This window comes from Mycolicibacterium sp. Y3, assembly GCF_051188035.1.
In the GTDB taxonomy this organism is placed as follows: domain Bacteria; phylum Actinomycetota; class Actinomycetes; order Mycobacteriales; family Mycobacteriaceae; genus Mycobacterium; species Mycobacterium fluoranthenivorans.
Window position 1 is genome coordinate 41,594 of the sequence record NZ_JAVQLT010000001.1, and the last position, 17,254, is coordinate 58,847.

The window sequence follows — 17,254 nt, forward strand, 5'->3', positions numbered from 1 at the left end:
CATGGATGAGCTCGCTGCGCTGGTCGATGACATCGGCCGCCGGTCCTATGACGCCAACTTCGGGAAGCGCAGGCTCCCCGAGGTTTTCGATGCCGAGCTGTGGCAGAACCTGGACGAGACCGGGTTGAGCCGGCTCACCACCGAGCAGGGCGCCGGCCCGGCCGAATCGGCCGTGGTACTCGGCGGCCTGGCCCGCTACGCCGCGGCCGTCCCGATCGCCGAAACGGACCTGCTGGCCGGCTGGCTGGCCCGGCAGGCGGGGATCGCGGTGCCCGAGACGGGGCCGCTGACGGTGGCGATCGGCACCGACGGTACCGCGACCGGCGTGCCCTGGCCGCGCGCGGCGACCGTCGTCGTGGCCGACCGATCGGCGGAGGGCATCTCGGTGGGGCTGGCGGCGGATCCGCAGATCACCGACGGCCACAATCTGGCCGGCGAACCGCGCGGCACCCTGGCCTACGACACCGTCGGCCTGCAGCGCCTGGACACCGCGATCGGTGACGAACTGGCGCGCCGCGGCGCATGGGCGCGCTGCGTCCAGATCGTCGGCGCCTTCGATTCCGCGTTGGAGCTGACCGTCGCGCACACGTCGGAGCGGGTGCAGTTCGGCCGGGCGCTGAGCAAGTTCCAGGCGGTCCAGCATTCACTTGCCGCCATGGCCGGCGAGGTCGAACGCGCCCGAGCAGCGACGGATCTGGCGACGGCAGCGGTCACCGAATACGGTTTCGCGGCGCCGCAGGCCGACTACGCGGTGACCGTGGCGAAGGTGGCCGTCGGGCGGGCCGTCACTCCGGTCACCACCATCGCCCACCAACTGCACGGCGCCATCGGCGTCACCATCGAGCACCAGCTGTGGTCGGCCACCATGCGGGCCCGCAGCTGGAGCGATGAGTTCGGCAGCACCGCATCCCACGCTCGACGGCTGGGCCGGCTGGCGCTGGACGCCGCCGATCCGTGGGATGTGCTGATCACGTGTCCAACACCTGGCTGACCCGGGCCTCCACATCACCGAGCCCGGCCAGGTCGATGCCGAACCGGCCGGTGAGCTGTTCGAGCACCTCCGCGGCCGACGCCAAGCGGATCTTCTCGGTGCTGCCATCGGTGTGGATGGCCAGATTCCGGCCGCGCAGATTCCACCGCGCGGTGTCGGTGACCAGGGCGACCGACAGCCCGACCACGAAGACCGCCGTCGGATAGGTCGACGAATACCAGGACCCGATGCTCAGATCGACCAGGGGCTGGGTGCGCAGGCTGAACTGGTACAGCGGCAGCCAGTCGCCGTGGATCTGGGTCTGCAGTTGCAGGCCCTCAAGGTGGTCCACCAGCCGGTAGGGCTCATGGCGGGTGTGCTGCACCGGTCCCGCCTGCAACCTGATCGGCGAGGACAGCGTCTGGCCGCCGAAGCCAACGTCGACCAGGAAGCGGCCGTCTTCACCCGGCACGGTGACGGCCAGCACGTTGTGGGTGATCCCGGTCTTGGGCGCGTCCGGTGGCCGCATCCACACCACCCGCCCCGCCAGACGGTCCACCCCGTACCCGAGGTGCTCCAGCGCATAGGCCAGCAACCCGTTGTTCTCGTAGCAGTAGCCCCCGCGCCGGCGGCCGACCAGCTTGGCGGAGAGCGCCTCGGCGCTCAGGTCATGCACGGGGATGCCCATCAGCGGATCGAGGTTCTCGAACGGGATGGAGCGATTGTGCGCGGCCACGATGTCCCGCAGGGTGTCCAGACTGGGAACCACGGGGTATTCGAGGCCGATTCGTGCGAAGTACCCGGTGGGATCGACTGTCATTTCTCTATCGTGAAGCATGAGCGACCACGGGTGATCTGCACCGCATCTCTTTGACCGCCCGACCGGGTCCGTGCAAAACTAGAACACGTTCTATTTTTCTGGAGGGGCAGATGACTGCTACCGAGATCGACCCCGCGGAGATCACCAAATTCGATCCCGGCCTCACCGAGAAGGTGATGGGGTGGCTGCGGCCGCTTCTCAAGGCGTACCACCGTTCCGAGGTGCGCGGCCTGGAGAACTTCCCCCCAGGCGGTGCGCTCGTGGTGTGCAACCACTCCGGTGGCCTGTTCCCCATGGATGTGCCGATTTTCGCCGCCGACTTCTACGAGAAGTTCGGCTACGGCCGCCCCGTCTACACGCTGAGCCACGCCATGCTGATGGTCGGGCCCACCGCCGACTTCTTCAAGAAGACCGGCTTCATCCTCGCCAGCCGCGAGAACGCCGATGAGGCGCTGCGCTCCGGCGGCGTCGTCGTGGTGTTCCCCGGCGGTGACTACGACGTCTACCGCCCCACCTCCGAGGCGAACAAGATCGACTTCGACGGGCGCCAGGGTTACGTGCGCGCCGCCATCAACGCGGGAGTGCCGATCGTGCCGATGGTCGGGATCGGCGGGCAGGAGACCCAGCTGTACCTGTCCCGGGGCACCTGGCTGGCCAAGGCACTCGGACCGATCGCCCGGCTGGCCCGCACCAAGGTGGTACCGCTGTCATTCGGTGTGCCGTTCGGCCTGTCGGCAGTGCTCCCGCTGAACGTGCCGCTGCCGTCCAAGATCGTCATGCAGGTGCTGCCCGCGGTGCACATCGACACGGAGTTCGGCGAGAACCCGGACATCGACGAGGTCGACGCGCACGTCCGCCATGTCATGCAGCGCGCCTTGGACGGACTCGCCGAGGAACGTCGCTTCCCGGTGATCGGCTGACGTGTAGTGGGCCTCCTCGACCCCATCACCAACACCGTCGGCCTGCTCAGCACCATGGCGCGCGCCGGCGTCATCGCCCCGCTGCGCCCGGACAAGTACCTGCGCATCGCCGCCGCGATGGCCCGGGAGAACATGAGCATCACCTCGGGTTTCGCCGCCGCCGCGCAGCGCTGTCCGGACCGGGTGGGTCTGATCGACGAGCTCGGAGCGCTCACCTGGCGGGAAATCGACCAGCGTGCCGATGCTCTGGCCGCGGGGCTGCAGGCCATCGGTTCTCCCGAGGTGATCGGGATCATGGCTCGCAACCACCGCGGGTTCATCGAGTCGCTGATCGCCGCCAACCGGATCGGCGCCGACGTGCTGTTGCTCAACACCTCGTTCGCGGGCCCGGCGATGGCCGAGGTGATCGACCGCGAGACCGAGAACAAGGCTGCGGCCGTCATCTACGACGAGGAGTTCACCGCGACGGTGGACCGTGCACTGGAGGGCAACCCCGCCATCACGCGCGTCATCGCGTGGACCGACACCGCGGCCGCCGATCTCACGGTCGAGAAGTTGATCCGCGACCACGTCGGCAAGACACCGGTGCGGGCCACCGAGAAGAGCAAGGTCATCCTGCTGACCTCCGGTACCACCGGTAGCCCGAAGGGCGCCAAGCATTCCGGCGGCGGACCCGAGGTGCTCAAGGCGATCCTGGATCGCACACCCTGGCGCACCGAGGAAACCGTCGTCATCGTCGCGCCGATGTTCCATGCCTGGGGGTTCTCCCAACTGGCGTTCGCGGCGTCGATGTCGTGCACCATCGTCACCCGCCGCAGGTTCGACCCGGAGGCCACCCTGGCCCTGGTCGACACCCACCGGGCCACCGGATTGTGTGTGGTGCCGGTGATGTTCGACCGCATCGTCGAACTGCCCGACGAGATCCGCAACCGCTACAGCGGGCGCACCCTGCGGTTCGCCGCCGCATCGGGCTCGCGGATGCGCCCCGACGTCGTCATCAAGTTCATGGATCAGTTCGGTGACGTCATCTACAACAACTACAACGCCACCGAGGCCGGAATGATCGCCACGGCGACACCGGCCGACCTGCGCGCCGCCCCGGATACCGCGGGAAAACCGGCCGAGGGCACCGATATTCGCATCCTGGATACGGAGCACCAGCAGATGCCGACCGGCGAGGTGGGCACCATCTACGTACGCAACCCCACCCAGTTCGACGGGTACACCTCCGGCTCGACGAAGAATTTCCACGACGGCTACATGAACTCCGGCGATATCGGGTACCTGGATCAGGCGGGCCGGCTGTTCGTGGTGGGCCGCGATGACGAGATGATCGTGTCCGGTGGGGAGAACGTGTATCCGATCGAGGTGGAGAAGATCCTGGTCACCCATCCCGAGGTCGCCGAAGCGGCGGTGATCGGGGTGGATGACGAACAGTTCGGGCAGCGGCTGGCCGCGTTCGTGGTGCTGACCGGCGCCGGGGCCGGTGTCACGGCCGACGAGCTGAAGCAGTACGTGCGGGAGAATCTGGCCAACTACAAGGTGCCGCGTGAGATCACCGTGCTCGACGAGCTGCCGCGCAACAGCACCGGCAAGATCGTGCGTCGTGACCTTCAGGAGCGTGTCGGTGGGTAAACGCAGAGCCCTCCGCACCCTGCTCAGCGCCACTGCCGAAACCGTCAACGCCGCCAACGCCTTCCGGCCGCTGACCCGCCGTGGCTACCCGGCGATCGGAGTGTTCGCATTCGGCTGGCCGACTGCGGAGAACGTGCCACTGGTGGTCGGCGGATCGGCGCTGAGCGCGCTGCGACATGCGGTGCGCGGTGACTACCGTTGCGCCAGTGGACGAATCGCCTTGTTGCTCAAGGTCACCTCCTGGCTGGTACTGGCGGTCGTACATCGCCGCGGCGTGCGGTCCCGGCCGTATTTCGAAGACCCGCTCAATGAGGTGTTGGGACCGGCGTTCCCGTCGGTGCCCCCGCGTCCCGATGGGGTGTTCGCGACCGGCCAGACGCGGCGACGGTACGTCGAGAAGACCGTCAGCTACGGGCCGTACCGCTCCAACGTCGCCGATGTCTGGGTGCGGCCGGATCTCCCCCGCGACGGCAAAGCACCTGTGCTGCTGCAGGTTCCCGGCGGTGCGTGGATGATCGGGATGCACCGGCCACAGGCCTATCCGTTGATGTCGCAGCTGGCCGACCACGGCTGGATCTGCGTGTCCATCGGCTACCGGATCAGCCCGAAACATGCCTGGCCGGCGCATATCGTCGACGTCAAGCGCGCACTGGCCTGGGTGAAGGCCAATATCGCCGAATACGGCGGTGACCCGAATTCGGTGTACATCACCGGGGGTTCGGCCGGCGGTCACCTCTGCTCACTGGCCGCGCTGACCCCCAACAATCCGGCGTATCAGCCGGGGTTCGAGGATGCCGACACGTCGGTGGCCGGCGCGGTGCCGATCTACGGCCGCTACGACTGGGTCACCGAGAGCTACCCGGACCGGCGCGAGTTCGGGTCGGTGCTGGAGCGGATGATCGTGAAGCTGCCGTTCACCGACAACCGGCAGCTCTACCTGGATGCGTCCCCCATCACCCATGTCGGCCCCGACGCCCCGCCGTTCTTCATCCTGCACGGCACCCACGACACGCTGATCCCGGTGGAGGAGGCTCGCGAGTTCGTCGAGGCGCTGCGCGCGGTATCCACTGCCCCGGTCATCTATGCGGAGATCCCGGACGCCCAGCACGCCTTCGACATCTTCGGCTCGGCGCGCGGGCACTACACCGCGTCGGCAGTGGAACGTTTCCTGGACTGGGCGCGGGCCACCCGGCCGGAGTGACGGTGTGAGCAATCTTGCATGCAACCTTGCATGCAAGGGGCGTAGAGTCGACCTCCATGAGCGAGGGAGACTCCAGCGGACAGCGCGCCTACCAGGCCACCAAGGACCAGATCCTGTCCGGCGCGGTACGCGGCGGACAGCTGCTCAGCGAGGTCGAGGTCGCCGCGTCCCTCGGGGTGAGCAGAACGCCGGTGCACGAGGCCTTCCTCCGGTTGGCCGCCGAGGACCTGCTCGAACTGCTCCCCCGTCGCGGTGCGGTCGTGGTGCCGGTGCCGCCGCGGGAGGCCACCGATCTGCTGGAGATGCGGCTGGCACTGGAGTCGGCGGCGGTGCGCAGGCTGTGCCGCAACCCCGACGCCGTCGACGCGCTGTTCACCGAACTGACCGACTTGATCACCCTGCAGCGCGAGGGCGCCGCGGCCGGCGACGAGAACCGGTTCGCCGCCGCCGACGACGCGTTCCACCACCGCATCGTCGACGTCGCGGGCAACGCCATCGGGCAACGCTTCTACGGCTCGCTGCGGGACCGGCAGCGCCGGATGATGGCCGCCGCCGTGCGGTCCGACACCGCCCGCGCGGCGCGGCTGATCGATGAGCACGCCCTGCTGGCCGACGCGATCGCGCGTCGCGATCTGGCCGATTTCGAGGCGCTGCTGCTGGCTCACCTGCAGGCGACCTACGGGGTGGTGCTGTGAGATCGCCATTCCGGCCCTGGGCCGCGGTCGCGTTGGCCGTCTTCTGCATCGGCTGGGGCGGCAACCAGTTCACCCCGCTGCTGATCGCCTACGCGCAGCACTCCGGTTACACGCGTGTCGACGTCGACATCCTGCTCGGCGCCTACGTCTTGGGCCTGGTGCCGGGGCTGCTGGTGGCCTCCGCCCTGTCCGACCGGCACGGGCGCCGGCCCGTCATGACCGCGGGTCTGGTGAGCTCGGCGCTGGGCAGCATCATCCTGGCGGTCGGCGATGACGCAGGTTTCGCAGCCCTGTTCGGCGGGCGACTGCTCAGTGGTCTGGCCGTGGGCATCGCGATGGCCGTGGGGTCGGCCTGGATTGCCGAATTGTCAAGGCCACCATATGATTCCGCGCCCGCGGGGACCGGCGCACGGCGGGCGTCCATCTGGCTGTCGGTCGGGCTCGGGACCGGACCGCTGTTCGCCGGGGTGCTCACCGCGTTCGCGCCGCTGCCGCTGGTGTTGACCTACATCGTGCATGCGCTGTTGTGCCTACCCGCGTTGTGGGCGGTGTCCTACCGAGCGGTGGAGACCCGCGATGAGGCACACGACAGTGGGACTTCGCTGCTGGGGCGGCTGCGGGTGCCCGCCGCGAGCCACCGCCGATTCCTGCATGTCGTGGCGCCGATGGCGCCGTGGATCTTCGGCTCGGCAGCCATCGCCTATGCGATCGTGCCCGCGTTGGTGGCCGACCGGCTCGGTTCCTGGGCACTGCTGTACACCGCGGGGCTGACGGTGCTCACCCTCGGCTGCGGTGTGGCGGTGCAGCCGATCGCGCGCCGCCTGGACGACCGCTCGAGCGCGCGCGCCGTCGTGGTGTCCATGGTGCTGATGGCCGCCGGCGTGTTCGCCGCGGTGGCCACCGCGATCACCCGGTCCCCGATCGTCGCCCTGTTCGTCGCGATGCTGCTGGGCAGCGCCTACGGAATCGCCATCGTCTCAGGACTTTTGGAGATTCAGCGGATCGCCGAACCCGACGAGCTGGCCGGGATCTCCGGGGTCTACTACTCGTTGGCCTACGTCGGCTTCCTGCTGCCCGCGGTGCTGGCCGTGCTGGCGCACTACTTCAGCTATCCGGCCATGCTGACCGCGCTCGGTGTGCTGGCGGCGGTGTGCGCCCTGCGCTGCGCGACGGGGTGGTCCAAGCACCTCGAGCGCCCTGCCGCCGCAGCGGTGGGCTGATGCCACGCCAGCGAGATCACCGAGGCGAGATCAGCACAATCCGGTGTGCCGGCAGATGACCGACGGCACCTGGGGCGACGGTAATTGCGGCATCTTGGGCGGCGGCGGAAGCCGGGGGTGGAAACCTCCGCGATTGCCGTCATTACCCCCGCCGCCACCCGGGTCGGCCGGAGCGGGTGCGGGCGCAGGCTCAGCCGGCGGCGCCCCCGGTGGTGGCGGCGGTGCCGGCGGCGCGGGAGGCGGTCCGGGTGCGGGCAGCTTGGCGGGCATGATCCAGATCGCGATCGACTGCGGCGTCAGCCCGTAGCCCGCCGGTGCGGCCGTGAGCGCCAACTGGGTGGGCAGCATGTCGGGCCTGATGTGGAAGAACACCCACCCGTCGGCGTCGGCACTCACCGGGGACACCAGGGGCGGCGACGTGAGCACGGTGGGCGTCGCGGTGGGGATGTGTTCGCCGCTGCTGACGTACAGCTGAAAGCCGCCGTTCGGACCGGTGACGTCGATCGGTGCGGTGACCCCGGTGAGGGAGACCTCGATCCCGACTTCCAGTTCGCTGCTGGTCGGCTGGCGCACCACGGTGAGGTTGTCGGACTTCGGGGTGATCGTGGCACCCTTGGCCGTCAGCGCCGTCCCCAGTTGGGCCATACCCGGAAGAATCGATACCGCAGCCGGGCCGGTGCTGGCACTGGCGCTCACAGACGACGTCTCGGCCATCGGCGGGGTTGCGGGCCCGTACGAACAGCCCGCCAGCACGACGGCCGCCGCGAGGACCGAGGTTGCGGCGCCCAGGTGCGCTGGCCATTCCATGGGTGTCATTCTGACGTATACCCGACGCCTGTGAGCGACTGCCTCAAACCATCGCATTCTCGATGACGGTCAGCTCCTCGGAAATCCCTGCGGCACGGCGGATCTCGCGGAAGTCCCGCACCATCGCCTCGGTGACCTCGTGCGGGTCTTCCACCGTCGCGGTGTCCGAGATCACCGAGATGTTGAGCTGGTCCACGTAGCTCCACACCGTGATGTTCAGCCCGCTGGCCGCGGTGAGCGGGCCCACCGAATAGATCTCGGTGACCGTCGCGCCACCGACTTTGCCCCGCTCCCGGGGCCCGGGGACATTCGAGATGTTGAGATTGAGCACCTTGTTCTGGCCGTCCTTGTCCGACAGCCGGCGGAACAGGCTCTCGACGGCGGCGGGCGGCATGTACGACGCCCACCGCGCGACCAGTTCGGGACCGATGAGCTGATTGCTCTCCTTGGCCAGCGCGGCGTCCGCACTGGCCCGCTTGACCCGTTCCAGCGGATCGGCGAGGTCCACCGGCAGTGCCATCAGCACACCGGTGAACCGGTTGCCCGAGATCCGTTCCGGGGAGAAGTCGAAGCTCATCGGCACCGACGCCAGCAGCGGGTGATCGGCCTTGCCCTCGTAGCGCAGCTGTAGCGCGCGCAGCGCCCCCGACGACATGGCCAGCACCATGTCGTTGATGGTGGCGCCCAGAAGTTTTCCGGTGGACTTCACGTCGGCCAGTGCCAGCGTCGCCGTCGCGAAACGGCGTTCCGGGGTGAGCACGTGGTTCATGAAGCTCGGCGGCGGGGTGAAGGGACGGGTCAGCTCGGGCCCGAACTTGCGGCTGCTGCGACGGACCCGGCCCACCCCGGCGGCGGTGTACTTCACCAGACCCGGCAGCCTGCCGATCTGCCGAAGATGATCGGTGAACGCCGTGCGCACCAGCTCCGCCCCGGACGGCGCCGGATCGGTGGCGTAGGAGTCGCGGTCCCGCTGGGGCCCGTCCTGCAGATCCATCCCCCGGGCGAGCAGATTGGCCGAGGCGACGCCGTCGGCCAGCGCATGGTGGATCTTGCCCACCACGGCGATACGCCGGACCGGATTGTCGGCGGTGCCACCGTCGGCCAGTCCCTCGACGAAGTACATCTCCCACAGCGGACGGCTACGGTCCAGTGGTGTGCTGGCGATCTGCCCGATGGCCTCGTCCAGCTCTCGGCGGCCGCCCGGCGCGGCCACCCGCCACGGCCGCACGTGGTACTCGAGGTCGACATCGCAGTTCTCCCGCCACATCGGGTGGTGGAACTTGAACGGGATGTCGACGAGTTGATACCGGAACGGATCCAGCTTGTGCAGCCGGCTGTGCAGCACGTTGCGAAAATCCTCGACGCCGAAAGTGCGGTCACCGAGACCCTCGAGCGCGATCACCGCGATCTTCAAGGTGTGCATGTGCACATTCGGCGCTTCCGAATAGAGCAGGAACGCGTCCCACCCGCTGAGCCTCTTCACCGGCGTTCCTCCCCGTGCGAGGAGTCTATATAACTGCCTTTGCCTGTCTCGCCGGGGAGTTTCGGTGAATTTGGTTGAGGAACAAGCCGATTGCGGTGGCCATGGGACCGGTGCGGGCGCCGTCGGTCATATCGAAGGCATGGCCGGCACCGGGTAGCTCGATATAGCCGACCTCGGAGTCCGACACCGCACCGAGTCGTTCGACGAAGCTGCGGGCCTGCTCGACCGGAATGACCGAGTCGCCGGTGCCGTGGATGACCAGGAACGGCGGGGCATCCCGGTGGATCTGGGCGATCGGCGATGCCTGCCGGAAGACCTCCGGGTGACGGTCGATCTTGCGCTTGACCACAACGCGTTCCAGGAAGTCGACGAAGCGCATCCGCTCCTCGGTGGAGCGATCCTCCCAGTCGTAGCGGCCATAGATACCGATGACGGCGTCGACCGAGGTGTCCGAACCGTCGGGCAGATCGCCTTGGCACTCGGGGTCGTTCGGGGTCAGGCCCGCGAGTGCGGCCAGATGCCCGCCGGCCGAGCACCCGGCGACGGCGACGAAGTCGCGGTCGCCGCCGAACTTGTCGACGTTGGCCCGCGCCCACGCGATCGCCGCCTTCACGTCGTGCAGGTGCCGGGGCCACCGGTGATGCGGGGCGACCCGGTAGTCGATGGACAGGCACACCCAGCCCTGTTCGGCCAGATGCGACATCAGGGCATAGCCCTGCAACATCCGGCTGCCGTGCACCCAGGCACCGCCCGGGACGAACAGCAGCACCGGCGCGGGTTCGGCCGGCAACTGTTTGGGCCGCCACACATCCATCAGCTGGGTCGGGCTGTCGCCGTAGCGCACCGACGTGCGGTACACATTGCGCCGGTACTGGAGGGTGTTCCATAGCGGTGGCTTCTGCTCCGGGGCCGGCCACTCCACGGCGAGGTCGGCGGCGGGCACCACGGCGCGCAGAGCTTCCGCGGCGATCGCGCTGGTCTGGTCGCGCTCCGCCTTACGGATCTCGGCGCTACCCGGCGTCATCCACGACTTCGCGGACGAGGAGAAGAAATCCGGCATATGCCGGAATCCCCACACACTCATCGCGGCGACGGCGCCGAGCGGCTCCAGATGCTTGCCGATCACCGGAAGGGAAGCCGAGGCCACCGTGAGCGCCAGCATGCGGTCGGCCGGGCCGGCGGTCAGCAACCAGCGGGCGCGGCTCCACATATCGGATCCTGGGTATCGGGTGTCCGGGCGTGCCGTCATTTCGCGAGACTACCCCGCGGTAACCACCGCCGACGCGACAACTTGGCCAAGTTGTCTACCCCGGTTCCATATTGTGATCTGCATCACTTCTTTGCCGTTCCACGGGCCGGGTAACTTCGCTGATCATGAGCAAGTCGGCGCTGGCCATCACTGAAGAACACCGGGACCTGGCCGCCGCGGCGGCCGGGCAGCTGCAGCGATCACACAGCCTCGCGGCCGCGCGCGCCACCCTGGAAAACCCGGGCGGTCACCCGTCGGCCATCTGGTCGGCCGGTGCGAATCTCGGCTGGAACGGGCTGGCACTGGCCGAGGAGTACGGCGGATCGGGGTTCGGGTTGGCCGAGCTGGCCGTCGTGGCAGAAGTGGCGGGCCGCGAGCTCATGCCGGGGCCCTTCCTGCCGACGGTCGCCGCCGCCGTGGCGATCGACCGGTGCGCGCCGGACTCCGTTCGGGCGCAGCTACTTCCCGGACTCGCCGACGGCACCCTGGCCGGCGCACTCGGGCTCAACATCACGGTGACCCTGGGTGAGGACCACACCTCGACCGCCGAATGGCCCGCGGTGCTCGGCGCACCCGATGCCGACATCCTGGTGCTGGCGGCCGGTGAGGACCTCGTCATCGTGGCGGCCGACGCACCGGGTGTCACCGTCACCGCGCTCGCACCGCTGGACACCACCCGCACGGTGGGCGCCGTGTCCATGCGCGGCGCCCAGATTCCCGCCGACCGGGTGCTGCGCGGCGCGGCGCGGCGCGCCCGCACCGTCTTCCGCATCCTGGCCTCGGCCGAAGCGGTCGGGATCAGCTGGGCGACCCTGGACATGGCCGTCGAATACGCGAAGGTCCGCGAGCAGTTCGGCCGGACCATCGGCACCTTCCAAGCCGTCAAGCACCACGCCGCGAACATGCTCGTCGAGGCCGAGCAGACGACGTCGGCCACCTGGGCGGCCGCCCGCAACGATGACCTGGGCGCGGCCTGGTTCCCGGCGGCGATCGCGGCGTCGCATGCCATCCGCGCCCAGGTGTTCAACGCGCAGAACAATATTCAGCTCCACGGCGGGATCGGGTTCACCTGGGAGCACGATGCGCATCTGTACCTGCGACGGGCTCGCACCATGGCCACCCTGCTCGGTGACGGCGCCGACCCCCTGCTCGACGTCGTGGACGCACAGCGCAGCGGGGCCGCCCGCACCGCGTCGTTCAGTGTGCCGGCCGAGGCCGAGCAGTACCGCCCCGCCGCCGCCGAAGCCGCGGCCACCGCCCGTGCGCTGCCGGCCGATCAGCAACGCGACTTCCTGGTCGACTCCGGCTACCTGGTGGCGCACTGGCCCAAGCCGTGGGGCCGGGCCGCCGATGTACTCGAACAGCTGGTCATCGAAGAGGAGTTCGGTTCGGCGGGCAGGGGGTACCTCCCGCTCGCGGCGGAGAGCGCAGCGACCGGGGGATCGACACCGATCGACATCCCCGATATGGGCATCACCGGATGGGTGACCCTGACCATCGCCCAGGCCGGCACCGACGAGCAGCGCGCACGCTGGGTGGAGCCGGTGCTGCGCGGTCAGGTGATGTGGTGCCAGCTGTTCTCCGAGCCGGGTGCGGGCTCGGATGCCGCCGCCGTGCGCACCTCGGCCAAGAAGGTGGACGGTGGCTGGCGGATCACGGGTCAGAAGGTGTGGACCAGTCTGGCCCAGCATTGCCAGTGGGGCCTGGCGACGGTGCGCACCGATCCCGACGCGCCCAAACACGCGGGTGTCACCATGATGGCCGTCGATATGAAAGCGCCTGGAGTGACGGTCAATCCGCTGCGCGGGCTGACCGGCGACGCGCATTTCAACGAGGTGTTCTTCGACGACGTGTTCGTTCCCGACGCCGATGTGGTGGGCGAGGTGAACAAGGGCTGGCTGGTGGCGCGGGCCACGCTGGGCAACGAACGCATCTCCATCGGTGGGGGTTCGTCGGCGCCGACCGGCTTCACTCTCGATGAGCTGGTCGAATTACTCGACGCCGCAACGCCGTTGATCGCGACTGAGTACGTGCGGGCAGCGGGCGCGGTGATCGCCGAGGCGCACACCCTGCCGATGCTGAACCTGCGGCGGGTGAGCCGCGCCATCGCCGGCACCGATCCCGGCCCGGAGGGCAATGTCACCAAACTGCTGCTGGCCGAGCACACTCAGCGGTTGACCGAGCTGGGGATGGCGCTGGCCGGCCCGGCTGCGGTGGTGGGAGCGAAGCCGACGCTGGCGCGTGCGTATCTGGGCAACCGGGCCATGACGATCGCCGGTGGTACGTCGGAGATCACCCGGAACACCATCGCCGAACGCATCCTCGGCCTGCCCCGCGATCCACTGTTGAAGTGAGCTGAATCAGCGGACGGCGGCGCGGCCCCGGATCCGGCCGAGCACCGCCAGTGCCAGCAGCGTCACCAGCAGCAGGATCGCGGTCGACGCGGCCGCCTGCAAGGCCTGGCCGCGATCGGTGAGCCCGAAGATGGTCACGGGCAGGGTTTTCCAGGTCGCCGGGTACACCATCACGGTGGCACCGAGCTCACCCATGGACAGTGCCACCGCCAGTCCCGCCGCCGCGCCGAGGGCCGGCAGCAGCAGCGGCAGCGTCACCTGCAGCAGCACCCGCACCGGGCCGGCGCCCAGGGATTCGGCGGCCTGCCGGTAGCGCGGGTCCAACCGGTCCAGCGCCGCCGATACCGCGCTGAACGCGAAGGCCAGTACCAGCACGGCGTGGGCCAGGACGACGATCCAGCGGGTGCCGCCCAACAGCAGCGGCCGGGAGTTGAAGGCGATCAGCAGACCGAGCCCGATGGCCACCGAGGGCACCGCGATGGGCAGGTGGAACACCGCATCGGTGAAGCGGCGCAACCATACCGGACAGTCCCGGGCGGCCAGCGCGGCCCAGGTCCCGAGGAGCAGTGCGAACGCGCCGGCGACGAGAGCGGTCTGCAGGCTCACCGAAAGGCTGGCCAGATTCTCCCCGGTGAGCGCCTCGCCGACCCGGCCGAGGCCCAGTCCCGACGGCAGTGCACCCGTCCACGAGCCGGCCAGCCCGGCCAGCAGTACGGTGGCCAGCGGTGCGACGAACACGACGAGCACCACCACGCCGAACGCGGCCAGTGCGACCGCCCTACTTCGCCGGTTCCACAACAGCATCGGCGCCGCCCCTTCCAGAGGTCATGCGGGCGAACATCATTCGGTAGGCGAGGTAGAGCCCCAGCGAGAGCACCACCTGCACGGCGGCGATCACCGCGGCGCCCGGCAGGTCGAAGGTGACGATCCCGCGGGTGTAGATGAGCACCGGCAGGGTGGTGACGCCCTTGGCTCCGGTGAACAACACGATGCCGAACTCGTTGAGGGTGAGCAACAGCACCAGGCTGCCACCGGCCATCAAGGCCGGCCACGCCTCCGGCAGCACCACCGACCGCAGCACCCGCAGCGGGCCGGCACCCAGGCTGGCCGCCACATCGAGCTGGGCGCGCGGCACCATGGCGAACGCCGCCAGCAGCGGTCGCACCACGAACGGGGTGAAGAAGGTGATCTCCGCAGCGATCACGCCGGCCGGGGTGTACAGAACGTTCAGCAGCGGTGCCGGGTCGCCGCTCAGAGCACTGATCGCCGCGTTGACCGCACCGGCCGTGCCGTAGAGGAAGGTGAACGCCAGGGTGATCAGGAACGACGGCAACGACAGGACGGTGTCGATGAGCCGGCCGACCAGGCCGGAGCCGGGAAACGGCACGAATGCCAGGATGACCGCCAGGAAGGTGCCCAGCACGAGGCAGCCCAGGGTCGAGCTCGCCGCGATGGCGACAGTGCGCCACAACGCATCCCGGAACTGTGCGGAGCTCAGCACCTCGGCCCATTTTCCCGGCCGGGCCGACTCGCCGAACACCCGCGCCAGGGGATACACCGCCGTGAACAGCACCACGGCCAACGGCGGCAGCACCCACCAGTGCGCACGGTGGCGTCGCGGCGCGCGGGTGACCCGAGCCGCGTCGAGCAGCACGGCAGTACTCCCGGTCACGAGCCGGCCCGGACGAGCACCCCGGCCGGTTCCGGAATCCGCACGCCCACTTCGGTACCCGCCTCGAAGTGGACATGTCCGGGTACGTCGATCTCGATGAGCTGGTCGGGCATGCTGGTGATCGTCAGCACCAGCCGGGTGACCGCACCCCGCCACATTGCCGCATTGACACTGGCGCGCAGCGCATCCCGGTCGCCCAGCGATACGATGCGCAGGGCGTGCGGACGGATGCACAGCAGGGCTTGCGCACCCGGCGCCCAGTCGGCCTTGCCGACGGCCGGCTGCGGCGCCTCGGCGCTGACCGTCTTGTGCGAGACCGTCACCAACGCCGACGTGCCGATGACGCGACCGACGGTGCACGGAATCAGGTTGGCCCCGCCCAGGAATGCCGCCGTGAAGCTGCTCGGTGGCCGCTTCCACAGATTCTCGGCGGTGTCGACGTCCATCAGCCGGGCGTTGTTCATCACCACGATGCGGTCGGCCAGCGCCAGCGCCTCCGCCTGATCATGGGTGACGTAGAGCATGGCGGTATCGGGCAACGATTCCTTGAGCTGTCGCAGCTCGGCCAGCATCGACTGGCGCAGTTGGGCGTCGAGGGCGGCCAGCGGTTCGTCCAGCAGTAACACCCTCGGGCGGATCGCCAGCGCCCGGGCAATCGCGATGCGCTGCTGCTGACCTCCGGAAAGCTCACGTGGCAACCGCTTTCCGTAGGCGGACATGCCGACCATATCCAGCGCCTCGGCGACCCGGCCGCCGATCTGGTCCCGGGGTACGCGCTGCGCCTTGAGCCCGAAGGCGACGTTGTCGGTCACCCGCATGTGCGGGAACAGCGCATACGATTGCAGCACCACCCCGATACCGCGCTTGGCCGGCGGCAGATCGGTGATATCGCGCCCATTCAGCCGGACCGCACCGGAGGTCGGCCGGACGAAGCCGGCCAGCGCGCCCAGCGCGGTGGACTTCCCCGATCCGCTCGGCCCCAGCAGCGCCACGGTCTCCCCCGTACCGACCCGCAGGTTGAAGTCGACCAGCGCGTGGGTGGCCTTGGCACCGCGGCCGTAACTGACCCCCACCCGGTCGAAGACGATGGCCGGGCCGGCCGTGGCGGGATCACCGGATTCCCTGGGTCGTACGCCGGCACGTGCGACCTTGATCTCGGCCATGTCAGTTGCCGGTCGCCTTCTGGTACGCGGCAACGTCGGCGTCGAGGTCGGCCAGCACCGCGTTCCAGTCCGGCACCCAGATCTGGACATCCTTGAGCACGGCGCCCGGCGTGTTCGGGGCGGGCGTTCCGGCGGCGACGGTACGGATACTGTCACGGACCGGGATACCGAGCGCATCCGGTTCCACCGTCTTCTGCACCTTATCGGAGAGCAGGTAGGCCAGCAGCTTCTTGGCGTCCTCGGCGTGCGGTGCACCCTTGGTGACGCCGGCCACGTACGGCAGCGACACCGTGGTGCGGATGCCGTTGTGCGCGGGGATGAAGATGGCGAACGTTGACCCGTCGTCCTTGATGGAGCCGAGGTTCATCTGCACATCGCCGTTGGCCACCAACAGTTCTCCATTGCTGACCTTGGGCTGCAACTTGCCGGTCGATGACGACGGCCCGACGTTGTTGGTCTGCAGCTTGGCGAGGTAGTCCAAGGCACCCTGCTTGCCGAGCAGATGTTGCAGAAGGACCAGCACGGCGGTGCCGTCACCGGCCTGTCCCGGCGTCGAGTATTGCAGTTTGCCCTTGAACTCCGGTGCCAGCAGGTCATCCCAGGTGGCCGGGACTGGGGTGGCGGCCGGATTGACGATGAAGCTCAACGCGTTGTCGACGATCGGTACGTAGCGGCCCTGCGGTCCTACCTGATCCGCGGCGATACCCGAGGTGTCAGCCCCGCTGGGCACCAGCAGCCCTGACGTGTCGGCCTTCTGGATGAACGGCGGCAGGGTCACCAGCAGGTCGGCCTGGGGGTTGGACTGCTCCTTCTCCACCCGGGAGACCACCTCGCCGGATCCGGCCTCGACCAGGTTGACCGCGATACCGGTGTCCTTGGTGAACTCGGCGAACCGGCCCTTGTACCAGCTCGCCAGACCATCGGCGCTGTACACCGTGAGGGTGGTGCCGCTGGTGGGGCCGCTGGACCCGGTCCCACCACAGGCGGCGGCGAGGGTGGTGGCGGCGAGGGCCACCACCACCGCGGTGGCACGAAAAACGTTGCGCAGAAACATGATGTCCTTCA

General features: G+C 68.9%; 15 protein-coding genes. 7 read left to right on the forward strand and 8 right to left on the reverse strand.

Going from position 1 to position 17,254, the window contains the following annotated elements; all coding sequences use genetic code 11:
- The first annotated feature begins 1 nt into the window (after position 1).
- The gene (locus tag QN239_RS00185) at positions 2–991 is read left to right on the forward strand and encodes an acyl-CoA dehydrogenase family protein (protein WP_499007540.1); all 990 of its coding nucleotides are present in this window, start codon (positions 2–4) and stop codon (positions 989–991) included.
- Here the strand turns inward: QN239_RS00185 and QN239_RS00190 are convergent.
- Positions 969–1,790, reverse strand: coding sequence for an arylamine N-acetyltransferase family protein (locus QN239_RS00190; RefSeq protein ID WP_499007542.1), 822 nt, complete (start codon positions 1,788–1,790; stop codon positions 969–971). The two genes, QN239_RS00185 and QN239_RS00190, sit on opposite strands and share 23 nt — an antisense overlap.
- 110 nt (positions 1,791–1,900) lie before the next feature.
- On the opposite strand from QN239_RS00190, the gene QN239_RS00195 reads away from it, so the two are divergent.
- Genes QN239_RS00195 through QN239_RS00215 form a run of 5 tightly spaced genes read left to right on the forward strand, consistent with a single transcriptional unit; the run spans position 1,901 to position 7,461 of the window.
- A complete protein-coding gene (locus QN239_RS00195; RefSeq protein WP_499007544.1) occupies positions 1,901–2,710 on the forward strand; it encodes a 1-acyl-sn-glycerol-3-phosphate acyltransferase in 810 nt (269 codons plus the stop codon).
- A gap of 6 nt (positions 2,711–2,716) precedes the next feature.
- Positions 2,717–4,345 (forward strand): acyl-CoA ligase FadD12, encoded by a 1,629-nt coding sequence (gene fadD12, locus QN239_RS00200; protein WP_499007546.1) that lies wholly within the window; start codon positions 2,717–2,719, stop codon positions 4,343–4,345.
- The gene (locus QN239_RS00205) at positions 4,338–5,546 is read left to right on the forward strand and encodes an alpha/beta hydrolase fold domain-containing protein (protein WP_499007547.1); all 1,209 of its coding nucleotides are present in this window, start codon (positions 4,338–4,340) and stop codon (positions 5,544–5,546) included. The genes fadD12 and QN239_RS00205 overlap by 8 nt, the downstream gene beginning before the upstream one ends.
- A 56-nt stretch (positions 5,547–5,602) precedes the next feature.
- Positions 5,603–6,241: a GntR family transcriptional regulator gene (locus tag QN239_RS00210; protein ID WP_499007548.1), complete on the forward strand. Its 639-nt coding sequence runs from the start codon at positions 5,603–5,605 to the stop codon at positions 6,239–6,241.
- Positions 6,238–7,461 (forward strand): MFS transporter, encoded by a 1,224-nt coding sequence (locus QN239_RS00215; protein ID WP_499007550.1) that lies wholly within the window; start codon positions 6,238–6,240, stop codon positions 7,459–7,461. Before QN239_RS00210 ends, QN239_RS00215 begins: the two co-directional genes overlap by 4 nt.
- Positions 7,462–7,491: 30 nt before the next feature.
- Here the strand turns inward: QN239_RS00215 and QN239_RS00220 are convergent, their stop codons facing one another.
- Genes QN239_RS00220 through QN239_RS00230 form a run of 3 tightly spaced genes read right to left on the reverse strand, consistent with a single transcriptional unit; the run spans position 7,492 to position 11,000 of the window.
- Positions 7,492–8,268, reverse strand: a complete 777-nt coding sequence (locus tag QN239_RS00220) for a hypothetical protein (protein ID WP_499007551.1) — start codon at positions 8,266–8,268, stop codon at positions 7,492–7,494.
- Between the two features lie 43 nt (positions 8,269–8,311).
- Positions 8,312–9,751 (reverse strand): WS/DGAT/MGAT family O-acyltransferase, encoded by a 1,440-nt coding sequence (locus QN239_RS00225; RefSeq protein ID WP_499007553.1) that lies wholly within the window; start codon positions 9,749–9,751, stop codon positions 8,312–8,314.
- 25 nt (positions 9,752–9,776) lie between these two features.
- Positions 9,777–11,000, reverse strand: coding sequence for an alpha/beta fold hydrolase (locus QN239_RS00230; protein ID WP_499007554.1), 1,224 nt, complete (start codon positions 10,998–11,000; stop codon positions 9,777–9,779).
- A gap of 125 nt (positions 11,001–11,125) precedes the next feature.
- Here QN239_RS00230 and QN239_RS00235 point away from each other — a divergent pair, with 125 nt between their 5' ends.
- Complete coding sequence (locus tag QN239_RS00235) at positions 11,126–13,354, forward strand: acyl-CoA dehydrogenase family protein (RefSeq protein WP_499007555.1); 2,229 nt, start codon at positions 11,126–11,128, stop codon at positions 13,352–13,354.
- 6 nt (positions 13,355–13,360) lie between these two features.
- Here the strand turns inward: QN239_RS00235 and QN239_RS00240 are convergent, their stop codons facing one another.
- Genes QN239_RS00240 through QN239_RS00255 form a run of 4 tightly spaced genes read right to left on the reverse strand, consistent with a single transcriptional unit; the run spans position 13,361 to position 17,243 of the window.
- Complete coding sequence (locus QN239_RS00240; protein ID WP_499007556.1) at positions 13,361–14,158, reverse strand: ABC transporter permease subunit; 798 nt, start codon at positions 14,156–14,158, stop codon at positions 13,361–13,363.
- Positions 14,133–15,026, reverse strand: coding sequence for a 2-aminoethylphosphonate ABC transporter permease subunit (locus tag QN239_RS00245; RefSeq protein ID WP_499007557.1), 894 nt, complete (start codon positions 15,024–15,026; stop codon positions 14,133–14,135). The genes QN239_RS00240 and QN239_RS00245 overlap by 26 nt, the downstream gene beginning before the upstream one ends.
- Complete coding sequence (locus tag QN239_RS00250; protein WP_499007558.1) at positions 15,023–16,189, reverse strand: ABC transporter ATP-binding protein; 1,167 nt, start codon at positions 16,187–16,189, stop codon at positions 15,023–15,025. Before QN239_RS00250 ends, QN239_RS00245 begins: the two co-directional genes overlap by 4 nt.
- Position 16,190: 1 nt before the next feature.
- Entirely contained in the window at positions 16,191–17,243 is a 1,053-nt protein-coding gene (locus QN239_RS00255; RefSeq protein ID WP_499016460.1) for a 2-aminoethylphosphonate ABC transporter substrate-binding protein, read from the reverse strand.
- Positions 17,244–17,254 lie beyond the last annotated feature (11 nt).